At 53.8% G+C, this 22,725-nt stretch carries 25 protein-coding genes and 1 tRNA gene; 17 read left to right on the forward strand and 9 right to left on the reverse strand.

The features are described 5' to 3' along the window. Positions 1 to 36: 36 nt before the first annotated feature. On the forward strand, positions 37 to 696 hold the full coding sequence (locus L466_RS16890; RefSeq protein ID WP_014171517.1) for a PAQR family membrane homeostasis protein TrhA: 660 nt from the start codon (positions 37 to 39) through the stop codon (positions 694 to 696). Between the two features lie 110 nt (positions 697 to 806). Here L466_RS16890 and ygfZ read toward each other — a convergent pair whose 3' ends face one another. Beyond that, positions 807 to 1,787 (reverse strand): tRNA-modifying protein YgfZ, encoded by a 981-nt coding sequence (gene ygfZ, locus L466_RS16885; protein WP_020883730.1) that lies wholly within the window; start codon positions 1,785 to 1,787, stop codon positions 807 to 809. A gap of 294 nt (positions 1,788 to 2,081) precedes the next feature. Between ygfZ and sdhE the strand changes: the two genes are divergently transcribed. Together sdhE and L466_RS16875 are read left to right on the forward strand one after the other, a co-directional pair. Beyond that, positions 2,082 to 2,348, forward strand: coding sequence for an FAD assembly factor SdhE (gene sdhE / locus L466_RS16880; protein ID WP_003863437.1), 267 nt, complete (start codon positions 2,082 to 2,084; stop codon positions 2,346 to 2,348). Further along, positions 2,329 to 2,739 carry a protein YgfX gene (locus L466_RS16875; RefSeq protein WP_014171514.1) on the forward strand — a complete coding sequence of 137 codons (411 nt, stop codon included), beginning with the start codon at positions 2,329 to 2,331 and terminating at the stop codon, positions 2,737 to 2,739. Before sdhE ends, L466_RS16875 begins: the two co-directional genes overlap by 20 nt. Positions 2,740 to 2,745: 6 nt before the next feature. Here the strand turns inward: L466_RS16875 and fldB are convergent, their stop codons facing one another. Then, a complete protein-coding gene (fldB, locus tag L466_RS16870; RefSeq protein WP_032680333.1) occupies positions 2,746 to 3,267 on the reverse strand; it encodes a flavodoxin FldB in 522 nt (173 codons plus the stop codon). A gap of 101 nt (positions 3,268 to 3,368) precedes the next feature. On the opposite strand from fldB, the gene xerD reads away from it, so the two are divergent. The 5 genes from xerD (at position 3,369) to lysS (ending at position 9,457) form a co-directional block, all read left to right on the forward strand. After that, on the forward strand, positions 3,369 to 4,265 hold the full coding sequence (gene xerD / locus L466_RS16865; RefSeq protein ID WP_014171511.1) for a site-specific tyrosine recombinase XerD: 897 nt from the start codon (positions 3,369 to 3,371) through the stop codon (positions 4,263 to 4,265). A 23-nt stretch (positions 4,266 to 4,288) separates the two neighbouring features. Next, on the forward strand, positions 4,289 to 5,002 hold the full coding sequence (dsbC, locus tag L466_RS16860; RefSeq protein WP_020883731.1) for a bifunctional protein-disulfide isomerase/oxidoreductase DsbC: 714 nt from the start codon (positions 4,289 to 4,291) through the stop codon (positions 5,000 to 5,002). 5 nt (positions 5,003 to 5,007) lie between these two features. Then, on the forward strand, positions 5,008 to 6,741 hold the full coding sequence (gene recJ / locus L466_RS16855; RefSeq protein WP_032680335.1) for a single-stranded-DNA-specific exonuclease RecJ: 1,734 nt from the start codon (positions 5,008 to 5,010) through the stop codon (positions 6,739 to 6,741). Between the two features lie 90 nt (positions 6,742 to 6,831). Then, positions 6,832 to 7,930, forward strand: a protein-coding gene (gene prfB / locus L466_RS16850) for a peptide chain release factor 2 (RefSeq protein WP_104440355.1) whose coding sequence is annotated in 2 segments (ribosomal slippage) — positions 6,832 to 6,906 and positions 6,908 to 7,930 — 1,098 coding nt in all. Because the reading frame shifts where the segments join, the coding sequence is not laid out codon by codon here. Positions 7,931 to 7,939: 9 nt separating this feature from the next. Next, on the forward strand, positions 7,940 to 9,457 hold the full coding sequence (lysS, locus tag L466_RS16845; RefSeq protein ID WP_032680336.1) for a lysine--tRNA ligase: 1,518 nt from the start codon (positions 7,940 to 7,942) through the stop codon (positions 9,455 to 9,457). Positions 9,458 to 9,496: 39 nt separating this feature from the next. Here the strand turns inward: lysS and idi are convergent, their stop codons facing one another. Beyond that, positions 9,497 to 10,039 carry an isopentenyl-diphosphate Delta-isomerase gene (idi, locus tag L466_RS16840; RefSeq protein WP_025203284.1) on the reverse strand — a complete coding sequence of 181 codons (543 nt, stop codon included), beginning with the start codon at positions 10,037 to 10,039 and terminating at the stop codon, positions 9,497 to 9,499. 162 nt (positions 10,040 to 10,201) lie between these two features. On the opposite strand from idi, the gene actS reads away from it, so the two are divergent. The 6 genes from actS to L466_RS24100 all read left to right on the forward strand — a co-directional run bounded on the left by actS (position 10,202) and on the right by L466_RS24100 (position 13,197). Then, on the forward strand, positions 10,202 to 10,942 hold the full coding sequence (gene actS / locus L466_RS16835; RefSeq protein WP_032680337.1) for an amidase activator ActS: 741 nt from the start codon (positions 10,202 to 10,204) through the stop codon (positions 10,940 to 10,942). 80 nt (positions 10,943 to 11,022) lie between these two features. Further along, positions 11,023 to 11,096: transfer RNA gene (locus tag L466_RS16830), tRNA-Gly, on the forward strand. Positions 11,097 to 11,470: 374 nt separating this feature from the next. Continuing rightward, a complete protein-coding gene (locus tag L466_RS23455; RefSeq protein ID WP_047356716.1) occupies positions 11,471 to 11,704 on the forward strand; it encodes a hypothetical protein in 234 nt (77 codons plus the stop codon). A 103-nt stretch (positions 11,705 to 11,807) separates the two neighbouring features. Continuing rightward, entirely contained in the window at positions 11,808 to 12,350 is a 543-nt protein-coding gene (locus L466_RS16820; RefSeq protein WP_032680339.1) for a type IV secretion protein Rhs, read from the forward strand. Positions 12,351 to 12,352: 2 nt separating this feature from the next. After that, positions 12,353 to 12,709 carry a putative T6SS immunity periplasmic lipoprotein gene (locus L466_RS0122325; RefSeq protein ID WP_025203316.1) on the forward strand — a complete coding sequence of 119 codons (357 nt, stop codon included), beginning with the start codon at positions 12,353 to 12,355 and terminating at the stop codon, positions 12,707 to 12,709. Positions 12,710 to 13,122: 413 nt separating this feature from the next. Then, positions 13,123 to 13,197, forward strand: coding sequence for a hypothetical protein (locus L466_RS24100; RefSeq protein ID WP_369797172.1), 75 nt, complete (start codon positions 13,123 to 13,125; stop codon positions 13,195 to 13,197). A gap of 82 nt (positions 13,198 to 13,279) precedes the next feature. On the opposite strand, the gene L466_RS16815 is transcribed toward L466_RS24100, so the two are convergent. The 6 genes from L466_RS16815 to L466_RS16790 form a co-directional block, all read right to left on the reverse strand. Then, a complete protein-coding gene (locus tag L466_RS16815) occupies positions 13,280 to 13,492 on the reverse strand; it encodes a hypothetical protein (RefSeq protein WP_014171502.1) in 213 nt (70 codons plus the stop codon). A gap of 69 nt (positions 13,493 to 13,561) precedes the next feature. Further along, on the reverse strand, positions 13,562 to 14,521 hold the full coding sequence (locus L466_RS16810) for a LacI family DNA-binding transcriptional regulator (protein ID WP_025203317.1): 960 nt from the start codon (positions 14,519 to 14,521) through the stop codon (positions 13,562 to 13,564). A gap of 77 nt (positions 14,522 to 14,598) precedes the next feature. Then, entirely contained in the window at positions 14,599 to 15,504 is a 906-nt protein-coding gene (locus tag L466_RS16805; RefSeq protein ID WP_032680340.1) for an ROK family protein, read from the reverse strand. A gap of 41 nt (positions 15,505 to 15,545) precedes the next feature. Further along, on the reverse strand, positions 15,546 to 15,878 hold the full coding sequence (gene chbA, locus L466_RS16800; RefSeq protein ID WP_223399221.1) for a PTS N,N'-diacetylchitobiose transporter subunit IIA: 333 nt from the start codon (positions 15,876 to 15,878) through the stop codon (positions 15,546 to 15,548). Then, positions 15,878 to 17,200: a PTS sugar transporter subunit IIC gene (locus L466_RS16795; protein WP_032680341.1), complete on the reverse strand. Its 1,323-nt coding sequence runs from the start codon at positions 17,198 to 17,200 to the stop codon at positions 15,878 to 15,880. Before L466_RS16795 ends, chbA begins: the two co-directional genes overlap by 1 nt. A 14-nt stretch (positions 17,201 to 17,214) precedes the next feature. Then, on the reverse strand, positions 17,215 to 17,526 hold the full coding sequence (locus L466_RS16790; RefSeq protein WP_014171497.1) for a PTS sugar transporter subunit IIB: 312 nt from the start codon (positions 17,524 to 17,526) through the stop codon (positions 17,215 to 17,217). Between the two features lie 169 nt (positions 17,527 to 17,695). Between L466_RS16790 and L466_RS16785 the strand changes: the two genes are divergently transcribed. The 3 genes from L466_RS16785 (at position 17,696) to L466_RS16775 (ending at position 22,720) form a co-directional block, all read left to right on the forward strand. Then, on the forward strand, positions 17,696 to 18,967 hold the full coding sequence (locus L466_RS16785; protein WP_020883745.1) for a PTS sugar transporter subunit IIC: 1,272 nt from the start codon (positions 17,696 to 17,698) through the stop codon (positions 18,965 to 18,967). 208 nt (positions 18,968 to 19,175) lie between these two features. Then, complete coding sequence (locus tag L466_RS16780) at positions 19,176 to 20,513, forward strand: maltoporin (protein ID WP_025203318.1); 1,338 nt, start codon at positions 19,176 to 19,178, stop codon at positions 20,511 to 20,513. Positions 20,514 to 20,524: 11 nt separating this feature from the next. Beyond that, positions 20,525 to 22,720, forward strand: coding sequence for a CBM35 domain-containing protein (locus tag L466_RS16775; RefSeq protein WP_032680342.1), 2,196 nt, complete (start codon positions 20,525 to 20,527; stop codon positions 22,718 to 22,720). Positions 22,721 to 22,725 lie beyond the last annotated feature (5 nt).

A 22,725-nucleotide genomic window follows, 5' to 3' on the forward strand; every position in this document is an offset into this window, starting at 1 on the left:
GATGAATATTCATCGTTAGTTTTCCCGGAGTTTTGTATGGTGAGCAGACCATTAATTGCACAGGGATATTCGCTGGCTGAGGAAATAGCCAACAGTATTAGCCACGGTATTGGCCTGGTTTTTGGGATTGTCGGTTTAGTGTTATTGCTGGTACAGGCGGTGGATACGAATGCCAGCGCAATGGCCATTACCAGCTACAGTCTGTATGGCGGGAGTATGATCCTGCTGTTCCTGGCGTCGACGCTGTACCACGCTATCCCGCATCAACGGGCCAAGATCTGGCTCAAGAAATTCGACCACTGCGCTATCTATCTTCTTATTGCAGGGACCTACACGCCTTTCCTGCTGGTGGGTCTTAACTCGCCGCTGTCGCGTGGCCTGATGATTGTTATCTGGAGCCTGGCGCTGCTGGGGATCCTGTTTAAGCTGACCATTGCGCACCGGTTTAAGGTGCTGTCGCTGGTGACCTATCTCACGATGGGCTGGCTTTCGCTGATTGTGGTTTATCAACTGGCGATCAAGCTGGCGGTAGGGGGCGTGACGCTTCTGGCCGTTGGGGGCATCGTCTACTCGCTGGGCGTCATTTTCTATGTCTGCAAGCGTATCCCGTACAATCATGCTATCTGGCATGGGTTTGTGCTGGGCGGTAGCGTGTGCCACTTTTTAGCGATTTATCTCTATGTGGGGCAGGTTTAATTTCAGAACGTTGATCTTCTTGCCTCCGCCCTCTCTTCGTGAGAGTAAGCAAAAAAAAACGGTAACCGTCAGGTTACCGTTTTTTTATCTCGTCGCCGGGCAATGACGCCTTACTCTTCCAGCGAATACGGCAGTGGCTCAATGCTCAGTGTATTGGCATCGTCACGCACGCGGAACACGCTGTCGGCTTCCATATCGTTGTTCATGACGGCCTGAACCAGAAGGCGGCCATCATCCAGTTGAACTGCGGCTAACACCGTGCCGGTACGGCGCCAGTTCTCGCCCATCTTCAGCTCTAAATCTTCACCAGCGTCAGGCACGCGGCTGGCGTGGCCCGCGAGGGTCCACAGTGCGCGTTTGTTGGCTCCGCGGAATTTGGCGCGTGCCACCATCTCCTGGCCGGTATAGCACCCTTTCTTAAAGCTAATGCCACCCAGCGCCTGCAGGTTGGTGGCCTGAGGAATGAACTGCCCGCTGTTTGCGGCGTCAATCACCGGCAGCCCGGCTTCAATGTTCAGCGCCAGCCACTGTTGGCTGTTATTAAACTGGGCTTCACCACGCAGCGCCTCGGTGACGCGTTCGGCGGTCGCGGTATCCGTGACTAACAGAAAGCGTTCCGCCGGGTGTTCAAACCACAGGATAGACGTTGCGCCTTCGCTGACGACCTGTTTCTGGGCATCCGGGAGTTCACTGAACAGATTTTTCAGCGCCGCACGGGCCTGGAAGCCTGCCACGCCCAGCAGAACGTGTTCATCATCCGCGGCGATAGTGACTTTTGAGAAGACCGCGTATTTTTTCAGCTCGGTGAGCTGCGCGTCCCGCAGGCTGCGGCGCTCAATAAAGGCAAAACCCTCCTGACGACGGAACAGGCGCAGGTTGCTCCACATCTTCCCTTTTGGATCGCAGTGTGCGACCAGCAGATGCTGATGTTCGTCCATCTGGCTGACGTCGGCGGTTACCTGGCCCTGCAGGTATTTTTCGCTGTCTGCACCGGTGAGTGTCGCCAGCGCCCAGTCATCAAGAGTAATAAGCGTCAGCGGCAGACGCGCAGAGGCGGCGGGCTGGCGAGGAGAAAATGGTGTAAAGGCCATAACGATATCCTGAATTGCTTAACGCTTTGATAATGCCTAATGGTAAAAGAGCCTGCTGGCATTGCAAGCGCTTTCAACAGGCCATTTGTGCCATAACCCGGTTATGCGTAGTGCCACGCAAAATAGTGTAATCCGCTGTCTTTATAGGGTTTATTGTGGAAGCGCGCTCGTGGTTCGCAATATTCCAGTAAAGAAACGGTCAAAAACACGTTACACTAGCTGGTGTCCCCGCAGAGAAATCAAGAACACTGGACGGGGTGCCGACTGTGCCAAACGTAATGCAGGAAACAGAACATGGATATTAACAACAAGGCCCGTATTCACTGGGCGTGCCGTCGCGGCATGCGTGAACTTGATATTTCCATCATGCCTTTCTTCGAATATGAGTATGACAGCTTAAGCGATGATGATAAGCGTCTGTTTGTTCGCCTGCTTGAGTCTGACGATCCTGATTTATTTAACTGGCTGATGAATCACGGCAAACCCGCCGACACCGAGTTGCAACGGATGGTGCAATTAATTCAAACACGGAATCAGGAACGTGGTCCTGTGGCAATCTGACCTTCGCGTCTCGTGGCGCTCGCAGTGGATGTCGTTGTTGCTCCACGGCCTGGTCGCGGCCTTTGTGTTACTGATGCCGTGGCCGCTTAGCTATACGCCTCTGTGGCTGCTGTTGCTGTCGTTTGTGGTGTTTGACAGCGTGCGCAGCCAGCGCCGCATTCATGCCCGTCAGGGGGAGATCAAATTACTGATGGATTCCCGCCTGCGCTGGCAGGGAAAAGAGTGGGAAATTCTCGGTATGCCCTGGATGATCGCTTCCGGCATGATGCTGCGGCTACGTAGCGTGGACAGCGGGCGTCGCCAGCATCTGTGGCTGGCCGCGGACAGTATGGATAGCGCTGAGTGGCGGGACCTGCGTCGGATGTTATTACAGCAGCTGACGCAGGAGTAATTCGCTTTAGCTGAACTTTTCTGCCATTTCGCCCAGAATCTGCTCACACCAGCTTTGCAGGCGCTCATCGCTGAGATCGTACTGGTTGGTTTCATCCAGTGCCAGCCCGACAAACAGCTGCCCATCGGCAATAATCGGTTTCTTACTGGTGAACTCGTACCCTTCGGTTGGCCAGTAACCGATAAACGTGACGCCCTTCGGTGCCAGTTTGTCGTGCAGCATGCCGAGTGCGTCCAGGAACCACTCACCGTAACCCAGCTGATCTCCCATGCCGTACATGGCAATGATTTTGCCGTCGAGGTTAAGCGTATCAAGCTGGTCCCAGATGGCTTCCCAGTCTTCCTGTATTTCGCCAAAATCCCAGGTCGGGATGCCGAGGATCAGCACGTCGTACTGCTCCATCAGCGTAAGCGCGTCATCTTTCAGGTTATGCAACGTCACCAGTTCCGGGCCAATGATGTCCCGAATTTTCTCTGCCGCCATTTCGGTGTAGCAGGTGCTGGAACCATAGAACAGACCAATATTCATCGCGTGACTATCTCAATTCTTGCTTTGACTTTGCGCGTAGTGTACCAGAAACCGGTAGCAATCAGGCATAATGGCCTGACTGCAGAATCAAAGGGGCTGATGTGGAAAAGGATCTCGCACTCATCGAACAGTTTCTCGATGCACTGTGGCTGGAGAAGAACCTGGCCGAGAATACGCTCAGTGCCTACCGGCGCGATCTCACCATGCTGGTGGAGTGGCTGGCGCACCGCGGGCTGTCGCTGGCGAACGCACAAAGCGACGACCTGCAGGCGCTGCTGGGCGAGCGGATGGAAGGGGGCTACAAGGCCACCAGTTCCGCACGTTTGCTCAGCGCAATGCGTCGGCTGTTCCAGCACCTCAACCGTGAAAAAATTCGCGAAGACGATCCCAGCGCGCTCCTGGCCTCCCCGAAACTCCCGCAGCGGCTGCCGAAAGATCTCAGCGAAGCACAAGTTGAGAGATTATTACAGTCACCCGCAGTTGACCTGCCGCTGGAGTTACGCGATAAAGCCATGCTTGAGCTATTGTATGCTACCGGTTTGCGTGTTTCTGAACTGGTCGGCCTGACGATGAGCGACATTAGCCTTCGTCAGGGCGTGGTTCGCGTAATCGGTAAAGGAAACAAGGAAAGGCTGGTGCCGCTGGGTGAAGAGGCGGTGTACTGGCTGGAAACGTATCTGGAGCACGGTCGTCCATGGTTGCTTAATGGCGCTTCAATCGACGTCTTGTTCCCCAGCCAGCGCGCACAACAGATGACGCGGCAAACGTTCTGGCATCGCATCAAACATTACGCCACACTGGCGGGTATCGACAGTGAAAAGCTTTCGCCACACGTTTTGCGTCATGCCTTTGCGACGCATCTGCTGAACCACGGCGCCGACCTGCGCGTGGTGCAGATGCTGCTGGGACACAGCGATCTTTCCACGACCCAAATTTATACCCATGTCGCGACGGAACGGCTGCGGCAGCTACACCAACAGCACCACCCGCGAGCGTGAGTGCCGACGAATTAGGATCTTATATGAAAAAGTCTTTCGCGCTGTTCACCCTGCTGGCAGCCTCATTTACCGGTTTTGCCCATGCGGATGACGCCGCTATCAAACAGTCTCTGGCGAAGCTTGGCGTCACCAGCAGTGATATCCAGTCTGCACCGGTTGCCGGCATGAAAACGGTTCTGACGAACAGCGGCGTGCTGTACGTGACCGAAGACGGAAAACACATTATTCAGGGGCCAATGTACGACGTGAGCGGTGCACAGCCGGTCAACGTAACCAACCAGCTGCTGATGAAAAACCTGAACGCGCTCGAAAAAGAGATGATCGTTTATAAAGCGGCGCAGGAAAAACACGTCATTACCGTCTTCACCGACATCACCTGTGGCTACTGCCATAAGCTGCATGAAGAGATGAAAGATTACAACGCGCTGGGGATCACCGTGCGTTATCTGGCCTTCCCGCGCGCGGGCGTTGAGAGCAAGCCAGAGCAGGATATGAAAGCTATCTGGTGTGCGAAAGACCGCAACAAAGCCTTTGATGACGCGATGAATGGCAAAGGCGTGCAGCCTGCATCCTGCGACATTGATATCGCTAACCACTACGCGCTGGGTGTGCAGTTTGGCGTGAACGGTACGCCAGCGATTGTCCTGAGCAACGGCTATGTTGTTCCGGGTTATCAGGGACCTAAAGAGATGAAAGAGTTCCTCGACGCGCATCAGAAACAGTTTGGTGGTAAATAATTCGCGTGAAAGCCCCAATAAAACTGCGCCGCCGCGAGGCGGTTGAACATGCTGATTTGCCTGACGACCTCCCGCCGCTGCTAAAGCGGCTATACGCCAGCCGTGGCGTGCGTACCGCCGCCGACCTTGAGCGCAGCGTTAAAGGGATGTTGCCATGGCAGCAGTTAAACGGCATCGAAAAAGCCACAGAAATACTTTACAACGCGCTGTATGAAGGTACGCGCATTGTGGTGGTGGGGGATTTTGATGCTGATGGCGCAACCAGTACCGCGCTGAGCGTGCTGAGCCTGCGCGCGCTGGGCTGCGACAATGTGACATATCTGGTGCCGAACCGGTTTGAAGATGGTTACGGCCTCAGCCCGGAAGTGGTCGATCAGGCCCATGCCCGCGGCGCACAGCTGATCCTGACCGTAGACAACGGGATCTCTTCCCATGCGGGCGTCGATCATGCGCATCAGTTGGGGATCCCGGTGCTGGTTACCGATCACCACCTGCCGGGTGAAACGCTGCCTGCCGCGGAAGCGATCATCAACCCGAATCTGCGCGACTGCGATTTCCCGTCGAAATCACTCGCAGGCGTCGGCGTGGCATTTTATCTGATGCTAGCGTTACGCACGCTGCTGCGTGATAAGGGCTGGTTCGACGCCCGCGGTATTGCCGTGCCGAACCTGGCCGAGTATCTCGACCTGGTCGCACTGGGGACCGTCGCAGACGTGGTGCCGCTCGATACCAATAACCGTATTCTGACCTGGCAGGGCTTAAGCCGCATCCGGGCGGGCAAATGCCGTCCCGGTATCAAAGCGCTGCTTGAGATTGCTAACCGCGATCCGCTCAAGCTGGCGGCAAGCGATCTGGGCTTCGCTCTGGGGCCTCGCCTGAACGCGGCCGGCAGACTGGACGACATGTCCGTTGGCGTCGCGTTGCTGCTGTGCGACAACATTGGTGAAGCGCGCGTGCTGGCTAATGAGCTGGACGCCCTGAACCAGACCCGTAAAGAAATTGAACAGGGAATGCAGGTTGAAGCGCTGACCCTGTGCGAAAAGCTGGAACGCAGCGGCGATACGCTGCCGGGCGGCCTGGCGATGTATCACCCTGAGTGGCATCAGGGCGTGGTGGGCATTCTGGCTTCGCGTATTAAAGAGCGTTTCCACCGCCCGGTCATTGCGTTTGCACCGGCTGGTGATGGCACCCTCAAAGGCTCCGGGCGTTCGATTCAGGGGCTGCACATGCGCGATGCGCTGGAGCGTCTGGATACCCTCTACCCGGGTCTGATGCTCAAGTTTGGCGGTCATGCCATGGCGGCAGGTTTGTCGCTGGAAGAGGCGAAGTTCGACGAGTTCCAGCGTCTGTTCGGCGAGCTGGTCACCGACTGGATTGACCCGGCCCTGCTGCAGGGCGAAGTGGTTTCCGACGGCGAACTCACGCCGGTTGAGATGACGATGGAAGTGGCACAGATGCTCCGGGATGCAGGGCCGTGGGGGCAGATGTTCCCGGAACCCCTGTTCGATGGCCGCTTCCGTCTGCTGCAACAGCGCATTGTTGGTGAGCGCCATCTGAAAGTGATGGTCGAGCCTGTAGGCGGTGGCCCGCTGCTGGACGGTATTGCCTTTAACGTCGATACCGCTGTCTGGCCGGACAACGGCGTGCGCGAAGTTGAGCTGGCATACAAACTGGATATAAACGAGTTCCGCGGTAACCGCACCCTTCAGATCATCATCGACAATATCTGGCCAATTTAGCGGCAGTAATCTCTATAAAAAAGGGCGTGGATTCGGTACAATCCCGCTCTTATCACCGCATTTTGACAAGTCCATAAAAGAAAACAGACCATGTTTGAAATTAATCCGGTAAAAAACCGTATTCAGGACCTCACGGAGCGCTCTGACGTTCTTAGGGGGTATCTTTGACTACGATGCCAAGAAAGAGCGTCTTGAAGAAGTAAACGCCGAGCTGGAACAGCCGGACGTCTGGAACGAACCTGAACGCGCGCAGGCGCTGGGTAAAGAGCGTTCCTCTCTCGAAGCTATCGTAGATACGCTGGATCAAATGGCTCAGGGGCTGGAAGATGTTTCCGGTTTACTGGAGCTGGCCGTCGAAGCTGACGACGAAGAAACCTTTAACGAAGCCGTGGCTGAACTCGACGTGCTCGAAGAGAAGCTGGCACAGCTTGAATTCCGTCGCATGTTCTCCGGTGAATACGATAACGCTGACTGCTATCTCGATATTCAGGCAGGTTCTGGCGGTACCGAAGCCCAGGACTGGGCCAGCATGCTGATGCGCATGTATCTGCGCTGGGCGGAAGCCCGCGGCTTCAAAACCGAAATCATCGAAGAGTCTGAAGGTGAAGTGGCCGGTATTAAATCTGTCACCATCAAGATTATTGGCGATTACGCCTACGGCTGGCTGCGTACCGAGACGGGGGTTCACCGCCTGGTGCGTAAGAGCCCGTTCGACTCCGGCGGCCGTCGTCACACCTCCTTCAGCTCCGCATTTGTCTATCCGGAAGTTGACGAAGATATCGATATCGACATCAACCCGGCGGATCTGCGTATCGACGTTTACCGCGCATCCGGCGCGGGTGGTCAGCACGTTAACCGTACGGAATCTGCGGTGCGTATCACCCACATTCCAACCGGGCTGGTGACGCAATGCCAGAACGACCGTTCCCAGCATAAGAACAAAGACCAGGCCATGAAGCAGATGAAAGCGAAGCTTTATGAGCTGGAGATGCAGAAGAAAAATGCTGAGAAACAGGCGATGGAAGATAACAAATCTGACATCGGTTGGGGCAGCCAGATCCGTTCTTACGTCCTTGATGACTCCCGCATCAAAGACCTGCGTACCGGGGTTGAAACCCGTAACACGCAGGCGGTGCTGGACGGCAGCCTGGACCAATTTATCGAAGCAAGTTTGAAAGCAGGGTTATGAGGAACCAACATGTCTGAACAACAAGCACAGGGCGCTGACGCGGTAGTCGATCTTAATAACGAACTGAAAACCCGCCGCGAGAAGCTGGCAGCACTGCGCGAGCAGGGCGTGCCGTTCCCGAACGATTTTCGTCGTGACCATACCTCAGACCAACTGCACGCTGACTTCGACGATAAAGAGAACGAAGAGCTGGAAGCGCTGAACATCGAAGTGGCCGTTGCTGGCCGCATGATGACCCGTCGTATCATGGGTAAAGCCTCCTTTGTGACGCTGCAGGACGTTGGCGGCCGTATTCAGCTGTACGTCTCCCGTGACGACCTGCCGGAAGGCATCTACAACGAGCAGTTCAAGAAGTGGGACTTGGGCGATATCCTGGGGGCGAAAGGTAAGCTGTTCAAAACCAAGACCGGTGAGCTGTCTATCCACTGCACCGAACTGCGTCTGCTGACCAAAGCCCTGCGCCCGTTGCCGGACAAATTCCATGGCCTGCAGGATCAGGAAGCGCGCTACCGTCAGCGTTACCTGGATCTCATCTCCAACGATGAATCCCGTAAGACCTTCAAGATTCGCTCTCAGATCATGGCCGGTATCCGCCAGTTCATGGTTAACCGCGACTTTATGGAAGTGGAAACCCCAATGATGCAGGTGATCCCGGGCGGCGCGTCTGCACGTCCGTTCATCACCCATCACAACGCCCTCGATCTGGACATGTACCTGCGTATCGCGCCGGAACTGTACCTGAAACGTCTGGTCGTCGGTGGTTTTGACCGCGTGTTCGAAATCAACCGTAACTTCCGTAACGAAGGCATCTCCGTGCGTCATAACCCAGAGTTCACCATGATGGAACTCTATATGGCGTATGCGGATTATAAAGATCTGATCGAGCTGACCGAATCACTGTTCCGTACCCTGGCGCAGGACATTCTGGGCACCACTAAAGTGCCTTACGGTGAAGAAGTCTTCGACTTCGGCAAGCCGTTCGAAAAACTGACCATGCGCGAAGCGATCATGAAATACCGTCCAGAAACCAACATGGCCGATCTGGATAACTTCGACTCTGCGAAAGCGATCGCGGAAAGCATCGGTATCAACGTTGAGAAGAGCTGGGGTCTGGGCCGTATCGTGACCGAGATCTTCGAAGAAGTGGCCGAAGCGCACCTGATTCAGCCGACCTTCATCACCGAATACCCGGCAGAAGTTTCTCCGCTGGCACGTCGTAATGATGTGAACCCGGAAATCACTGACCGCTTTGAGTTCTTCATCGGTGGCCGCGAAATCGGCAACGGCTTTAGCGAGCTGAACGATGCAGAAGATCAGGCTCAGCGCTTCCAGGATCAGGTTAACGCGAAAGCGGCGGGCGATGACGAAGCGATGTTCTTCGACGAAGACTATGTGACTGCGCTGGAGCACGGTCTGCCACCAACCGCAGGTCTGGGGATTGGTATCGACCGTATGGTTATGCTGTTCACTAACAGCCACACCATCCGTGATGTGATCCTGTTCCCGGCGATGCGCCCGGTGAAGTAAGCCGTTAAGACAGTAAAAAAAGCCCCGAAAGGGGCTTTTTTATTGCGCCGCGAAGGCCCTGAGCGCGTCGCGGGCGACCGTCGCTTCCTGCACCATCCACGGGCTAAAGCTCCAGGGGGCAGCGTCCAGTGCGCGGAACAACGCTTCCAGCTCGACCCATTCATACTCCATCACTTCATCGTGATTAATATGCAGTTCGCTGGTGATGCGTGCTGCGAATACCGGGCAAATCTCGTTCTCCACGATCCCCGAAGGATCGGCTTCACGGTAACGGAATTCAGCGGCAATGGGGGTAATATTGGCGATCTCCGCGCCAACCTCAAAGCGGCAACGGCGGATGATAGCCTGTTCCGTCTTTTCACCGGACTGAGGATGTCCGCAAACGGAGTTGGTCCAGACACCTGGCCAGGCTTTTTTGCTTAAGGCGCGTCGGGTAACCAGACACTCACCTCTGGCGTTAAAAAGCCACGATGAGAAAGCCAGGTGCAGCGGGGTGTGGGCGGTGTGCGCGGCGTACTTTTCCTGAGTGCCAATCACCATTCCCTGGTCATTTACCAAAATAACGTGTTCTTGAATACTCATTGATGCTCCAGTGCCAACGATGCGGATGGCTCTGCACCATCAGCAGTTGCATTATACTGCATTCCTCCATGCGCCGTTTGCTCTCAAGAGCGGAAAAGGGCTGACCCATATCAGTCTGGGCTGGTATCATAGTGCGCCATTCACGCTGACCGAGGATCTGTTTTGTTTGCAGGAAGCCTGACGAGAAATCCCATTACCGCCGTTTTTTGTCTGACGCTGACGCTATTACTGGCAGGCTGTTCAGGAAGCAAGTCGTCGGATATGGGCAGCTATTCCGGTGCGGTTTATACCGTTAAGCGCGGGGATACGCTGTATCGGATTTCGCGCGCAACGGGGACCAGCGTGAAGGATCTGGCGCGTCTGAATAACATCTCTCCACCCTACACCATCGAGGTGGGGCAGAAACTGAAGGTTAACGGTGGCGCGTCTTCAACGAAGAAATCCTCTAAAGGCAAAACAGCTAAAGTGACGCCGTCTTACGCGGTGCCGCAGTCTTCATGGCCTCCGGTCGGCCAGCGTTGCTGGGTCTGGCCTGCCAGCGGCAAGGTCGTGTTGCCTTACTCCTTGTCTGAGGGGGGCAATAAAGGCATTGATATCGCTGCTGCGCGCGGCACGCCAGTCTATGCATCAGGGGCAGGGAAGGTGGTCTACGTCGGCAACCAGCTGCGCGGTTACGGTAACCTGATCATGATTAAACATGGGGAAGATTACATCACTGCCTATGCCCACAACGATACGATGCTGGTGAACAACGGGCAGAATGTGAAGGCTGGGCAGAAGATTGCCACCATGGGCAGTACCGGCACGGACTCGGTGAAGTTACACTTCCAGATCCGCTATCGCGCCACAGCCATCGATCCGCAGCGTTATCTTCCGGTGCCAGGCAGTAAGCCAAAGTGCTAAGTGATTATATAATCGCCATTTAGTTGCAAAGAGGCTTGTATGAAGAGGCGTAAGGTCTATAATGCCTTACGCACCTCAAAGCGGGCGTAGTTCAATGGTAGAACGAGAGCTTCCCAAGCTCTATACGAGGGTTCGATTCCCTTCGCCCGCTCCAGTCTCTCCCTTTCTGAAGAAGCCCTTTAAATCCTTCTCTATCAGCAAATTAAATAGTTACCTGTTTTAGTCGCCTATGGGTTCTACCACTATGATCCGCCCCTGGTAACTGTCACGCTAAGTTACACGGTGAGATGACAGGATAACTCAGCGTTGGCGGCAGTTGCATCCTCACACCGCGATAGTAAAACGTGAAAAAAACCTATCCTGGCATTGTTATGGCATCGACAGACTGATCACTCGCATTAAAGCCCGATATACAGGCTCTTCCAGCGCTTCGACAGATATACGAGCACCCTGATAAGGTGTGATCCCTCAGACAATCTGATGACGTCGTTACGCTCCGCTTGTTACTTGTACCACTAACGGGGCTTTATGGCTTCTATTGTCCAAAATCTGTTAGTTGCGCATTTTATGCACCCTGGATACCCTGAGATTAATCCTATTAACTCAAGGGTGAGCATGGCTATCGGGAAGAGACAGAACCAAAAGGAATCACCTGAAGAAGAGTTAGATCGCTTGCTGGATGAGCTTGAACTCACACAAGAGCAACGAGAGTTTATAGAATCTATGCGGCAAGAGGAGGGGGATAAAAGCAACGGGGAGTAGTGTTTGCACCGTCACTGCGTTTGATGAATGGCTAAAGTTCGCGTATAGACTATTTCGAATTATGATTTTACGATGTAGATAAATCATACAAGGAGGGCAGTTTATGAGCGCGCAGGCGGAGGAAGGTACATTACGCCGGATGACGTTAGGCGAGATTGCAATGGCTCGTAGGGTGTTCGGAGATTCAATAGTTTATAGCCGTGTCTGGATTCATTGCGACAGCTATTTACCCTTCGGACTACAGAAACAAAACTATGCGATGACTCCCAACGGAGAGTTATGGTACAGAAAGTCGATGTACAGAGAAGATTTTTCCGCAAACTCTGTTTTTATCGAAGATAAATACGTTTTCATCCATGAACTGGGGCATGTGTGGCAACACCAACATGGGCAATGGGTGAGAGTGAGGGGGGCTTTTAGCTGGGCTGCTGAATATACCTACAAGCTGGATAAAGAAAAGCTCACTGATTACTCTCTTGAACAGCAAGCCTCTATTTTGGCTGATTACTGGTTACTGCTGGTTTATGGTATCAGTAAGTGGTCTTACTATCAGAGACCAGGGCGCATGGGGATGTACAGGGGCGTTGATATGTTGCAGGATGTCCCCTCGCTTTATCAGAAAATCGTAACAGGGAAGGGACGTTAAACATGAAGAATAAAATATTGCTGGGTGTTGTATTCCTCTTAACGGGATGCCCTGGGCCTGGTGATCGAATGGTAGATCGCGAATCTACAACGGCATTAATCAAAGATAATCAAGTTTGTGTGGTGTCACCACTGGAGCCGCAGGAACGGATCACTGCTATTCAAATCAATAGCGATAATAGCGACTCTCTTCACAAGATTTTCGATGACAAGCCTGTTTATGTACCGAAGGGTGAGTGTCTTCCAGTATTTGGATTTAAGTTTACATCTGGAAAACGATATAACTTCGCGTATGACGTCCAATCTGATAAGTCAGAATCGCATTTAGTCACCGCAGAATTTTCGTATCCCAAAGGATAAGGGGGCTGAATGCCCCCAAGATCTTACTTCTTCAAGTCACCAGTATATTGATATTCCATTGTGACTATTGTTTCCATACATCCGCTTGAGGATGGTTGAGAACAAACTCAGGTATAACCGCCGTGACCTGCTCCCCATTCATTAACACATCACAATGTAAGTTATATCTGTATAAACCACATGAGAACGTCCCCTTAAAAAAGTGTTTTTTGACAAATACATCATCTGTATCCTCCGCCAGGACGAACCGGGGTTTTGCATTGAAACGCTGTCTTAAGGATGCTATTTAAGACGCCATCTTCTGGAACTTATGCAAGAAGTCTGGCGGTATGGAAGTACCCGAAGTGAAGCGGGAAGCCGTGGGCGTTATGTCTGAGTGAGCACGGATTCAGCGATATTTCCATGCCCGGAAAATCATAAATGGCTTGCGGCAGGGCTATAACGAGTACAGACCTCATTTATCGCTTAATGACCAGACTCCATCTTAATTTGTCGCAGGACTGACTTTTAATCAAAAATAAGGGGTGTACATTCTTACCGCCTGGTAATAACTCCACCCCCTCAAAACAATCAGGACTGTTTTGCCGCTTTACTCTGTGGGCAATCGTTGCCGCCCTGCATCACAACCTTTTCACTGCGCGAAGCATCGCCATACACGCATAACGTACCTTCATCGGTATGAATTTGCTCTTTCAGCGGCAGGGGCGTTTCCTGGGCGATGGCATAGCAGGAGAGCGCCGGGAAAAGGGTGAGGGCACTTATGAACAGAAAGGTTTTCATCATCTCGCTCCAGAACAGGGATAACGTTTACTGTGTTATCACACCCTTAAGCCGGCAATCGCTGCGTACCCGCTAGCTTTTTTCCATCACCGACTGGCGAGGTGTGAGTTTACCAATCACGGGGGAGAGCTCTGACGTGCGAACAGGTCGGCCATCCACCAGGCTTTTAATGCGCTCAACGCACTGAGTGAGCAACTGATCCATTGGCCACGAGATACAGGTCAGCTGTGGATAGAGCTGGGTTGCCAGAGGTGAATCTTCCAGACTTAGCAGCGACACTTCCTGCGGAACGGAAATGCCAAATTCCCGGAACAGACGCATCGCTTCAGCGGCATAGGCATCACGTTTAACCACAATGGCGGAAAATTTGCTCAGGCTGTTGATAAGCGTCAGCAGCGCCTGTTCAACATCTTCATTCGCCGTTAACACCAGCTGGCGATTAAACGGCAAAGAGTAGTTTTGCAGGACGTTGCGATAGCCTTCCACCATCTTTTTACTGTTGTCATCGTGTTCGCTGTCAATCACCAGTGCGATATTGCGATGGCCCTTGCCCGTCATGTAGCGACAGGCGCTTTCCGTCGCAAAGGCAAAGTCATATCCCTGAGGTTTCGCATCCACCACGGGACGATCGAAGGAGATGACATTCTCTGCGCTACCGGCCGCAACCGGCCCAAAGACTACGACAGCAACGCACTGGCGCTGAAGATCATCGACGGTGACAGCCTGCTCAACAGGATCGTTTACGTACTCTACGATGAGCGTTTTATTCAACGCTTTCATGGCGCGGGAGAGCGCAGGCAGCAAACGTGCTCCGCTGCTTTCATCCTTCGCAGAGAGAACCAGACCAACGTAGCTTGATGACTGACTTGCCAGGTTTTGCGCGGCAAAGCTTGGGCGATAATTAAGCTCTTCTACGGCGCGCAGCACGGCTTCACGGCTCTCTTCGCGCACGCCGCGCGTCCCCGTCAACACGCGTGAGACGGTTGCTCGTGAGACATTGGCTAATCGTGATACATCGTCAATCGTTGGCATAGCATTTTCTGCGTGGTGGGTTTTGGTTATCTTAACATAACCCACCTTAAGAATCTTAGCGCCCCCCACAGGCGGTTTCACGTCTGCGCGGCGTGCAAACCCGGTAGCCACGCCGCGCCACGCACGCCACTGGCGTCGCCGTAACGGGCCGGGACGATACGGGTACGGCAGCTTTCCGAGAAGATGTAGGGCCTGATGGCGGCCGGAAGTTCGTCGTACAGCTGGCTGACATTTGATAACCCACCGCCCAAGACAATAACCTGCGGATCAAGAATATTGATCACCGAGGCCAGACTGCGGGCAAAGGCGTCGATAAAGTGTCGCCAGTGGGCCCGCGCGGTCAGGTCTCCCTGGGCCGCCGCTTCAATGATGGCCTGCGCGCTCAGTTCGCTGGGATAACGGCGGGCAAAGCCGGTGCCAGAGATAAAGGTTTCGATACAGTTATGTTTCCCGCAATAGCAGGGCTGCGCCGGACCATCCGTCTCGGGGGCATAGCCAGGCAACGGGTTATGTCCCCATTCGCCAGCGATGGCGTTTGGCCCCTGAAGCAGACGCTTATGTACCGCCACGCCACCGCCGCATCCGGTACCGACAATTACGCCAAAGACGGTATCTGCTTCCGCGCCTGCGCCATCAACCGCTTCAGACAGCGTGAAGCAGTCCGCGTCATTGGCTATCCACACGGGCTGATTGAGCTGATTTGCTAAATCATGCTTCAGGTCGTGACCGTTGAGCACCAGGCAGTTGCAGTTTTTAATCAGCCCGCTTTGTGGGTCGATGGCCCCCGGCAGGCCAATACCGATACTGAATGGCACCTCACTTACCGCGCGCGCTTCGCCGATAAACGCCAGCAGATGGTGCATAAAGGCGTCATAACTCTCTTTTTGCGTCGGACGACGCTCACGCCAAAGGCATTCGCCCTGAGGCGAAAGCAGGACGGCTTCCATTTTTGTGCCGCCAATATCGAGTCCAAGATAGTGCATACGTTCCTCGAAAAGGAGAGGCCAGCGCCTCTCCTGAATGGTTATGCCTGACGAGTGCGGTACAGCTCGATCAGCTCCGTCACCAGTTCTTTCGCCAGAATCGAGGTCATCAAATGATCCTGAGCGTGCACCATCACCAGCGTCATTTTGGTTTTGCCTTCCCCTTCGTCAGCTTCGATCAGTTGGGTTTGTACCAGATGCGCTTCACGGGCGAAGTGCGCCGCCTCTTTCATTCGCGCGTCGGCTGAGGCAAAGTCACCTTTTTTTGCGAAGCCAAGCGCTTCGTAGCAGAGACTGCGTGACTGACCGGCATTGATAATAATGCCCATGACCTGTTCTTCTAATTCCATCCGTAACCTCTGTGTTTTTACTATCAGGCGGACTGTGCCGCTTCTTCAGATTGTTCAACCGCATTTTCATGCTCTTGTTCCAGCAGCTGCTTCTCGTACGCTTTGAGGAACGGGAAGTACATGGCCGCTGAGGTCACCATGCACAGCAGGCAGAGGATCACCGGGCTAAAGCTCCAGTTGGCCGCCCAGGATGCGCCGATAGGGGCAGGCGTTGTCCACGGTGTCATCGAGACCACGCGACTGACCAGGTCGAAATCAAGGGCAAAGTAGGCGAGGGTGGCGTTGACCATCGGAACCAGCACGAACGGCAGGAAAAAGAGCGGATTCATGATGATAGGGGCACCGAATAAAATCGGTTCGTTGATATTAAACATCCCCGGCACCACACCCATACGCCCAATGGTACGCAGATGCACCGCTTTGCTGCGCAGCAGCAGTAACGCCAGCGGCAGCGTGGAGCCGACCCCGCCAATCAGCAGGTAGTGATCCCAGAATCCCTGAACATAAATGTGCGGGATCGCCTGACCGGCAGCCATTGCTGCCTGGTTAACCGACAAGTTCGCCATCCAGAACGGGTTCATAATTCCGGTGACAATCAGCGCGCCGTGGATGCCCGCAAACCACAGAACCTGGCACACCAGCACCGAGAGCAGAATGGCAGGCAGCGTATCGGAGGCGGCAACCAGCGGTTTCACCAGCGACATAATCGCTTCCGGAATAATCATGCCGAGCTGAGCCTCAATGAAGAGGTTGAGCGGGTGCAGAGTGACAACAATTGCCAGCACCGGGATCAGAATTTCGAACGAACGCGCAACGCCCGTAGGCACTTCTGGTGGCAGGCGGATGGTAATATTGTGACGCTTCAGGAAGGCATACAGCTCGGTAGAGTAGATAGCCACCAGAATGGCCGTGAAGATCCCTTGCCCGGAGAAATAGGCGGTAGAAATCTGCCCGTCTTTTAACGGCGCAGCCACCAGCAGAAATGCCATCAGCGACAGCATGCCGGCGGTAAGGGCATCCAGATCGTGATGTTTGGCCAGGCTCGCGGCGATCCCGACTGAAATGAAGATCGTCATGATCCCCATGCTGAAGTTGAACGGCAGCATCAGGGCTTGACGGTGATCCAAGGAGAATTGCAGCCATGCCCGGGCGAAACCCCAGGACGTGTCGGGTGAGAAGGGCGGGAAAATAAACACCAGCATAAAGGAACCGACGATCATGAACGGCAGAGCGGTGATAAAGCCGTCACGAATCGAGGTCACATACTTCTGCTGCCCGACGGCGCCTGCCATCGGGGTAATTTTCTGTTCAATGACCTGGATAAGTTTCGCGTACAGAGAGCTCATGGGTTTTCCCTTCGTTATTTGTTATCTATCAGGGAGAGGGCGAAATCGAGAACGGCGCCCCCTTTTTGCATGCCGTAATCCATCATGTTGATAGGCTCAACACGGATCCCGTATTTATCAGCTTGTTTCTGAAGATCGCTTTGCATGTACTTCACCTGCGGTCCAAGCAGCACCACCTGATAGTGACCGACCTGCTCGGCGAATTCGGCCACGCCAAACGCTTTGATCTCCGCTTCCAGGCCACGCTTTTGCGCTTCGTCGACCATTTTTTTCACCAGCAGGCTGGTGGACATCCCGGCAGAACAACACAACATGATTTTTTTCATAACGTCTCCTTTGAACTTATGGCTGGAATATAGTCATCATGGAACAAAACGGAAAGCGCTTTCCATTGGTGGATAAGGTAATTGTGACCGCGATCACCTGAGGGAATCTTTCACTTTGTCCGGATGTGCGAGATCATCGCGGCTATTCACGAACTATTAAGGTCGAGTTATGAACATTCATTTGATGAATGTTGCTGTGGATTTGATTGAGCAACGTCTCACGCCAGCAGCCAATATAATCACCAGAAATCAACATATTACCGCGATGCGGGACGGCTTTTCCCTCGCCATGCCTTTTGTGATTGTGGGAAGCCTGATGGTGCCGCTGCTGTTTCCACCGTTCGCCATTTCAAGTGCATCGCGCCTCGGGCACGTCTATCTGCTGCTGCGTCCGATGCTGTTGCCAACCTTTGAGCTGACGCTCGGACTGGTGGCGCTGATTGTCGCGTTTGGTGCCAGCGCCAGTCTGGCCAAGCAGTATCAACTCCCGGAACGGCTGTGTGGACTCACCGGCTGCCTCTCCTTTTTGCTGTTCATTGGCTTTCGGGATAACGGTGCAACGAATATTTTTCTGGGCGGGATGGGGCTTTTTACTGCGCTCATTTCAAGCGCTTACTCTATTGAAATAATAAGGTTTTTCTACAAAAGAGGGTGGTGCATTCGTCTACCGGAGGAGGTACCGGTGATGACGCGAAATGGTTTCCAGCTGCTGATGCCGCTGCTGGTGATCATGCTCTCCATTAGCGTAATGAATGCCGTGATGCTGCAGACGACCGGACAAATTTTGCCGCAGCTGATTGGCGAGGCGTTACGCCCGCTTATCGTGGCATCCGATACCCTTACGGCTGTGCTTATCTCCTTGTTTCTATGTAATCTTTTATGGTTCGTCGGTATTCATGGCGCCCTGATCATTACGGGCATCATGAACCCGTTCTGGCTCACCTATCTGTTTGAAAACCAGCGGGCCCTGGCCGCCGGGGAAGCCGTGCTGCCCCATATTTATCTGCAGGGATTCTGGGATTTTTATCTGCTGATTGGCGGTATCGGCTCTACGCTGCCGCTGGTCTTTATGGCGATGCGAAGCCGATCCCGGCAGTTGAAGAGCGTCGGGAAAATTGGCCTTCTGCCGTCGCTGTTCAACATTAACGAGCCGATATTGTTTGGTTTCCCCGTCATCATGAACCCGGTTTTTTTACTGCCCTTTGTGTTTGTACCGCTGATAAATGCCTGTATAGCTTGGTATTTAACCCAGCTTGGCGTGCTCGACAGAGCCGTCGCCATGCTGCCCTGGTCTATGCCTTCACCGCTGGGCGCAGCCTGGTCGGCGAACGGCAGCTGGAAAAATATGTGCATGTGCCTGTTCGCCTTTTTTAATGCATGGATGCTCTATCGCCCCTTCTTCAAGGTTCATGAACGCCAGTTGATGCAGCTGGAAAAATAATCCCCGCCTCCCTGCTTCTGCCCGTTCCTGATGGGCAGAAGATTATTTCGTGACATTCTTCACAAAAATTTTCTCTTTGATCTTAAATTTGTGATTCAATCCGGCAAACATGGAAAGCGCTTTCCGTTTGTGGATGTACATTTCCAGATTTGATCCTTACATTTCCCCTGCACGTTTAACCGTGAAAATAAAAATTCAAAGGGAACCTATGCAAACGTTAATGAAATCAATACCTCTGTCCTTGATTGCTCTTACTGTCATCAGCGGTTATGCCAGCGCCGATGAGAAATATGATTTCGCCCTCCACGGCTATTTACGCTCGGGTATTCTTGCCAATAGCGATGGCAACCGGGTCGATTCGGTGGGGCTGATGCCTGACGGGAAATGGCGTCTGGGTAACGAAGAAGATACCAAAATTGAGCTGATCCCGACGGTAACGCTGAAGTCGGATTCAGGCGCAGTCGCACGTATTCAGGCCAACCTGACGCACCAGACCAAATGTACCGCCGACTGGAACTGTACTGACGATGACGGCAAAGAGACCCAGTTCCGCGAAGGGTTTGCTGAATTAACGAATCTCGATTTTGCCCCGGACATGACCTTCTGGGCCGGTAAACGCTACAGCAGCTCCAACCTTTCCAGCCACCAGTTCGACTGGGAGTACATTCAGTACAACGGAACCGGGGGCGGGTTCGATAACCTGGACTTAGGCTTTGCGCGCTTTGATGCGGGTGTGTATGCCTTCTCGACCACCGACGAAGCCAAAGCTTATCCGGTAGATCTGGGGGATCAGGGCTATCCGGACGACTATTCGCTTAACCTGTGGTTTAAAAAGATCGGCGGCACCGGGCTCGATGTCGAACTTATCGGCCACCACATGAACCGCAATGAAAACCATCCTACCTCGGCTGAGAAGGGGTACGGCGTGACCGCGCTGTACAACTTTGACAGCTTCTACGGCCTGACCAACGGATACTCCCGCATCGCTTTCCAGTATGGCAAAGGCCTGGCCGCCGCGGATTCGCTGGGTAAAAACGGCTGGGGCTGGGCAAACCTTGAGGATACGCAATCCTGGCGCGTCGTGCTGGACAGCATGGCCAACCTGGGTGACGTGGAGGTATCGACCTTTGCGTTTTATCAGAAAGACAAAAACTACCGCTGGTGGACCAACGACGATGACGGCTGGGGACGTTCCATGTGGGTCGCGGGTATCCGTCCGTATCATCAGATAACCAAAAACTTCGCCATGCAATATGAGGTGGGCTACGAATATCTGGATGATAAAAACTACATGGGCGTAAACGGTAAAGGGAAAGGTGGCCTGACCAAGGTGACCATTGCGCCGACCCTGACCTTTGATTCAGGTTTCTGGAGCCGTCCGCAGCTGCGCTTCTTTGCCACCTACGCAAAATGGGATAAAGGCGTCTCGGATGCGATGGACAGAAATTACGACTGGAGCACTGGCACCCTGAGTCCGGGGGGATATTCACGTAGCGGCGATACCGATACGCTGAATTTTGGTGTGCAGGCTGAAGTCTGGTTCTGAGGAGAAAAGAGATGGCTTTCCCGATTCGAAAACTGCTTCTCGTCTCCTTACTCTCCGCGCTGGGAAGCGCGGGGGCTCTGGCGGCCGAGCAATCCCATTTTGAACACTTTATTACTCGCGATGGCGCAGCGTTAAAAGATGGCGATCGCGTCTTTCGCTTCGCCGGGATCCACGCCCCGGAGCTGCATCGTATAGAAGATGACGCGCGCGGAACCTGTAAGGCGGATCCGCGCGGCTGGGGGCAATACTTTAGATGGCCGACTGCTGAAGAGCAGGAGAACTGGATCAAAGCGCTGGTGCAAACCGGTGCTAAAGCACAGCGTGTATATGTGCTTTCCGTGCAGCAGGAAAATGATGCTGCCTGCGGACGTGAGACACATATTCTGGCACCGGCAACGCCGGACGGCATGCCGCGGCTGAATGAAACGGCCATGAAAGTGTATGACAACATGATTGCCGAGGCAGATAAGCAGGGGCTGCGCCTGATTCTGCCGTTTATTGACCACTGGTGGTGGTGGGGGGGACGCGAACAGCTGGCCGCGTTTTATCATGAAAAGCCGGAAGATTTTTATCAAACCGACAGTAAAACCTACCGTGCTTATCAGGACGTGATCCGTCAGGTGATTACCCGTACCAACACCATTACGGGACGCCATTACTACGATGAAAAGGCGATCATGGCCTGGGAAACGGGTAATGAGCTGGAAAACACCAATGCTGATTTCCTGCAGAAAACGTCGGCCTGGATCCGCAAGTGGGCGCCCCATCAGCTTGTCGTCGATGGTACCTATAAAAAGGTGAATGATTTCGCGCTCAACGATCCGAACGTCGACATCATCAGTAACCACTATTACACCAACGCCCAGAACAACCACCCCGAGCAGGTTCGCAACGATCTGGAGGCGATTGGCGGCAAAAAGGTCTATCTGGTTGGCGAATTTGGTCTGCTCGATCAAAAAGACCTTAACACTATCATGCAGGCCATTGTGCATACCGAGGTCAACGGCGCACAGGCGGCGGGGGGCTTTATCTGGGGCTTCCGTGGTCATCGCCATGATGGTGGTTTTTACTGGCACAAAGAGTTTACCGGGCACTACAGCTACCATCTGCCTGGCTTCCCGGTCGAGGGCAAAGCAAACCAGGAGATGGAGGTCGTCAATCTGGTGCGAACCGCCTCGGCGCAAATGGCGGGGCTGAGCAAGGCGCCGGCTCTGCCGGTCCCGGAAGCGCCTAAGCTGCGCGAGAGCAACTCACCGTTTGCCATTAACTGGATGGGGTCTCCCGTCGGGCGTTATTACGATGTGGAGAGAGCGACTCAGCCACACGGCCCGTGGACCCGCGTTGGTCAGGATATCTCTGACGGCAAAAATGAGTGGGATCCGGCAAAAATGGATCTCTTCCGTGATGACTATCGCAGCCTGACGCTGGGCCAGACTTACTACTACCGGGTGATCGCAAAGAACGAAAGCGGTCAGTCTGCGCCTTCAAACGTGATTCGCCTTGAGCATACGCAGAAAAACCTGCCGCCGGTCATCACTCTGCAGGATGCGCTCTCTACCACCGTGGATAAAGGCGTTCAGCTCACCGCGGCCTGGCAGGATGACAATCTGCCGGAGCCGAAGGTCAGCGTGGCATGGCATCACGAAGGCAAGGATAACGTCCACTTTTGTGACAGCACCAAAGCGGAAACCCGTGCCTGGTTCTCGGCTCCCGGTGACTATGCGTTGACCTTTACCGCTGACGATGGACTGCTGAAAAGCAGCAAGACGGTAAACGTTAGCGTGAAGGCCGCGGCGGGACCCGTGCCGGCGGACTACTGTCATTTTGGCGGCGGAACGCTGGACGTCAGCAAGGGGAAACTGAACATCACCAAGAGCGATAAAGATACGTTAGCGATTGGTGAAGACGGTTTCCTTGGCCCTTTTGCCAATGACGGAGACAGCGTGACCTGGCAGGTTAACGCCCCCTGGGACGGTAAGTTTGCCCTGCACGTGAAATTTAACGGCAAATGGGGGAGTAAGAAAAACTCGTTCATTGTGAACGGCGGAACGCCGGTGAGCATTGAATTCCCGCAAACGGATGAGAAAGGCCAGACGATGATCGTACCGGTCACGCTCAGGGCAGGGGACAACACCATTAGCTTTGGCAAGTTCTCTGGCGACTGGGGATATATATTCATCAAATCAATTGAAGTCACTGCAGAGTAGTTATT

Origin of the sequence: Enterobacter sp. BIDMC 30 (genome assembly GCF_000534355.1) — a bacterium.
GTDB classification, from domain to species: domain Bacteria; phylum Pseudomonadota; class Gammaproteobacteria; order Enterobacterales; family Enterobacteriaceae; genus Enterobacter; species Enterobacter ludwigii.

Bases quoted from the DNA above. Each gene is read 5' to 3' on its own strand.
- sdhE (WP_003863437.1), top strand. From the start codon at position 2,082: ATGGATATTAACAACAAGGCCCGTATTCACTGGGCGTGCCGTCGCGGC.
- L466_RS16815 (WP_014171502.1), bottom strand. From the start codon at position 13,492: ATGATGAAAACCTTTCTGTTCATAAGTGCCCTCACCCTTTTCCCGGCG.
- L466_RS16785 (WP_020883745.1), top strand. From the start codon at position 17,696: ATGAACATTCATTTGATGAATGTTGCTGTGGATTTGATTGAGCAACGT.
- L466_RS16820 (WP_032680339.1), top strand. From the start codon at position 11,808: ATGAGCGCGCAGGCGGAGGAAGGTACATTACGCCGGATGACGTTAGGC.
- fldB (WP_032680333.1), bottom strand. From the start codon at position 3,267: ATGAATATTGGTCTGTTCTATGGTTCCAGCACCTGCTACACCGAAATG.
- L466_RS23455 (WP_047356716.1), top strand. From the start codon at position 11,471: ATGGCTTCTATTGTCCAAAATCTGTTAGTTGCGCATTTTATGCACCCT.
- L466_RS16810 (WP_025203317.1), bottom strand. From the start codon at position 14,521: ATGCCAACGATTGACGATGTATCACGATTAGCCAATGTCTCACGAGCA.
- ygfZ (WP_020883730.1), bottom strand. From the start codon at position 1,787: ATGGCCTTTACACCATTTTCTCCTCGCCAGCCCGCCGCCTCTGCGCGT.
- L466_RS16795 (WP_032680341.1), bottom strand. From the start codon at position 17,200: ATGAGCTCTCTGTACGCGAAACTTATCCAGGTCATTGAACAGAAAATT.
- L466_RS16890 (WP_014171517.1), top strand. From the start codon at position 37: ATGGTGAGCAGACCATTAATTGCACAGGGATATTCGCTGGCTGAGGAA.
- L466_RS0122325 (WP_025203316.1), top strand. From the start codon at position 12,353: ATGAAGAATAAAATATTGCTGGGTGTTGTATTCCTCTTAACGGGATGC.
- L466_RS16780 (WP_025203318.1), top strand. From the start codon at position 19,176: ATGCAAACGTTAATGAAATCAATACCTCTGTCCTTGATTGCTCTTACT.
- L466_RS16775 (WP_032680342.1), top strand. From the start codon at position 20,525: ATGGCTTTCCCGATTCGAAAACTGCTTCTCGTCTCCTTACTCTCCGCG.
- lysS (WP_032680336.1), top strand. From the start codon at position 7,940: ATGTCTGAACAACAAGCACAGGGCGCTGACGCGGTAGTCGATCTTAAT.
- L466_RS16805 (WP_032680340.1), bottom strand. From the start codon at position 15,504: ATGCACTATCTTGGACTCGATATTGGCGGCACAAAAATGGAAGCCGTC.
- idi (WP_025203284.1), bottom strand. From the start codon at position 10,039: ATGAGTATTCAAGAACACGTTATTTTGGTAAATGACCAGGGAATGGTG.
- L466_RS16790 (WP_014171497.1), bottom strand. From the start codon at position 17,526: ATGAAAAAAATCATGTTGTGTTGTTCTGCCGGGATGTCCACCAGCCTG.
- dsbC (WP_020883731.1), top strand. From the start codon at position 4,289: ATGAAAAAGTCTTTCGCGCTGTTCACCCTGCTGGCAGCCTCATTTACC.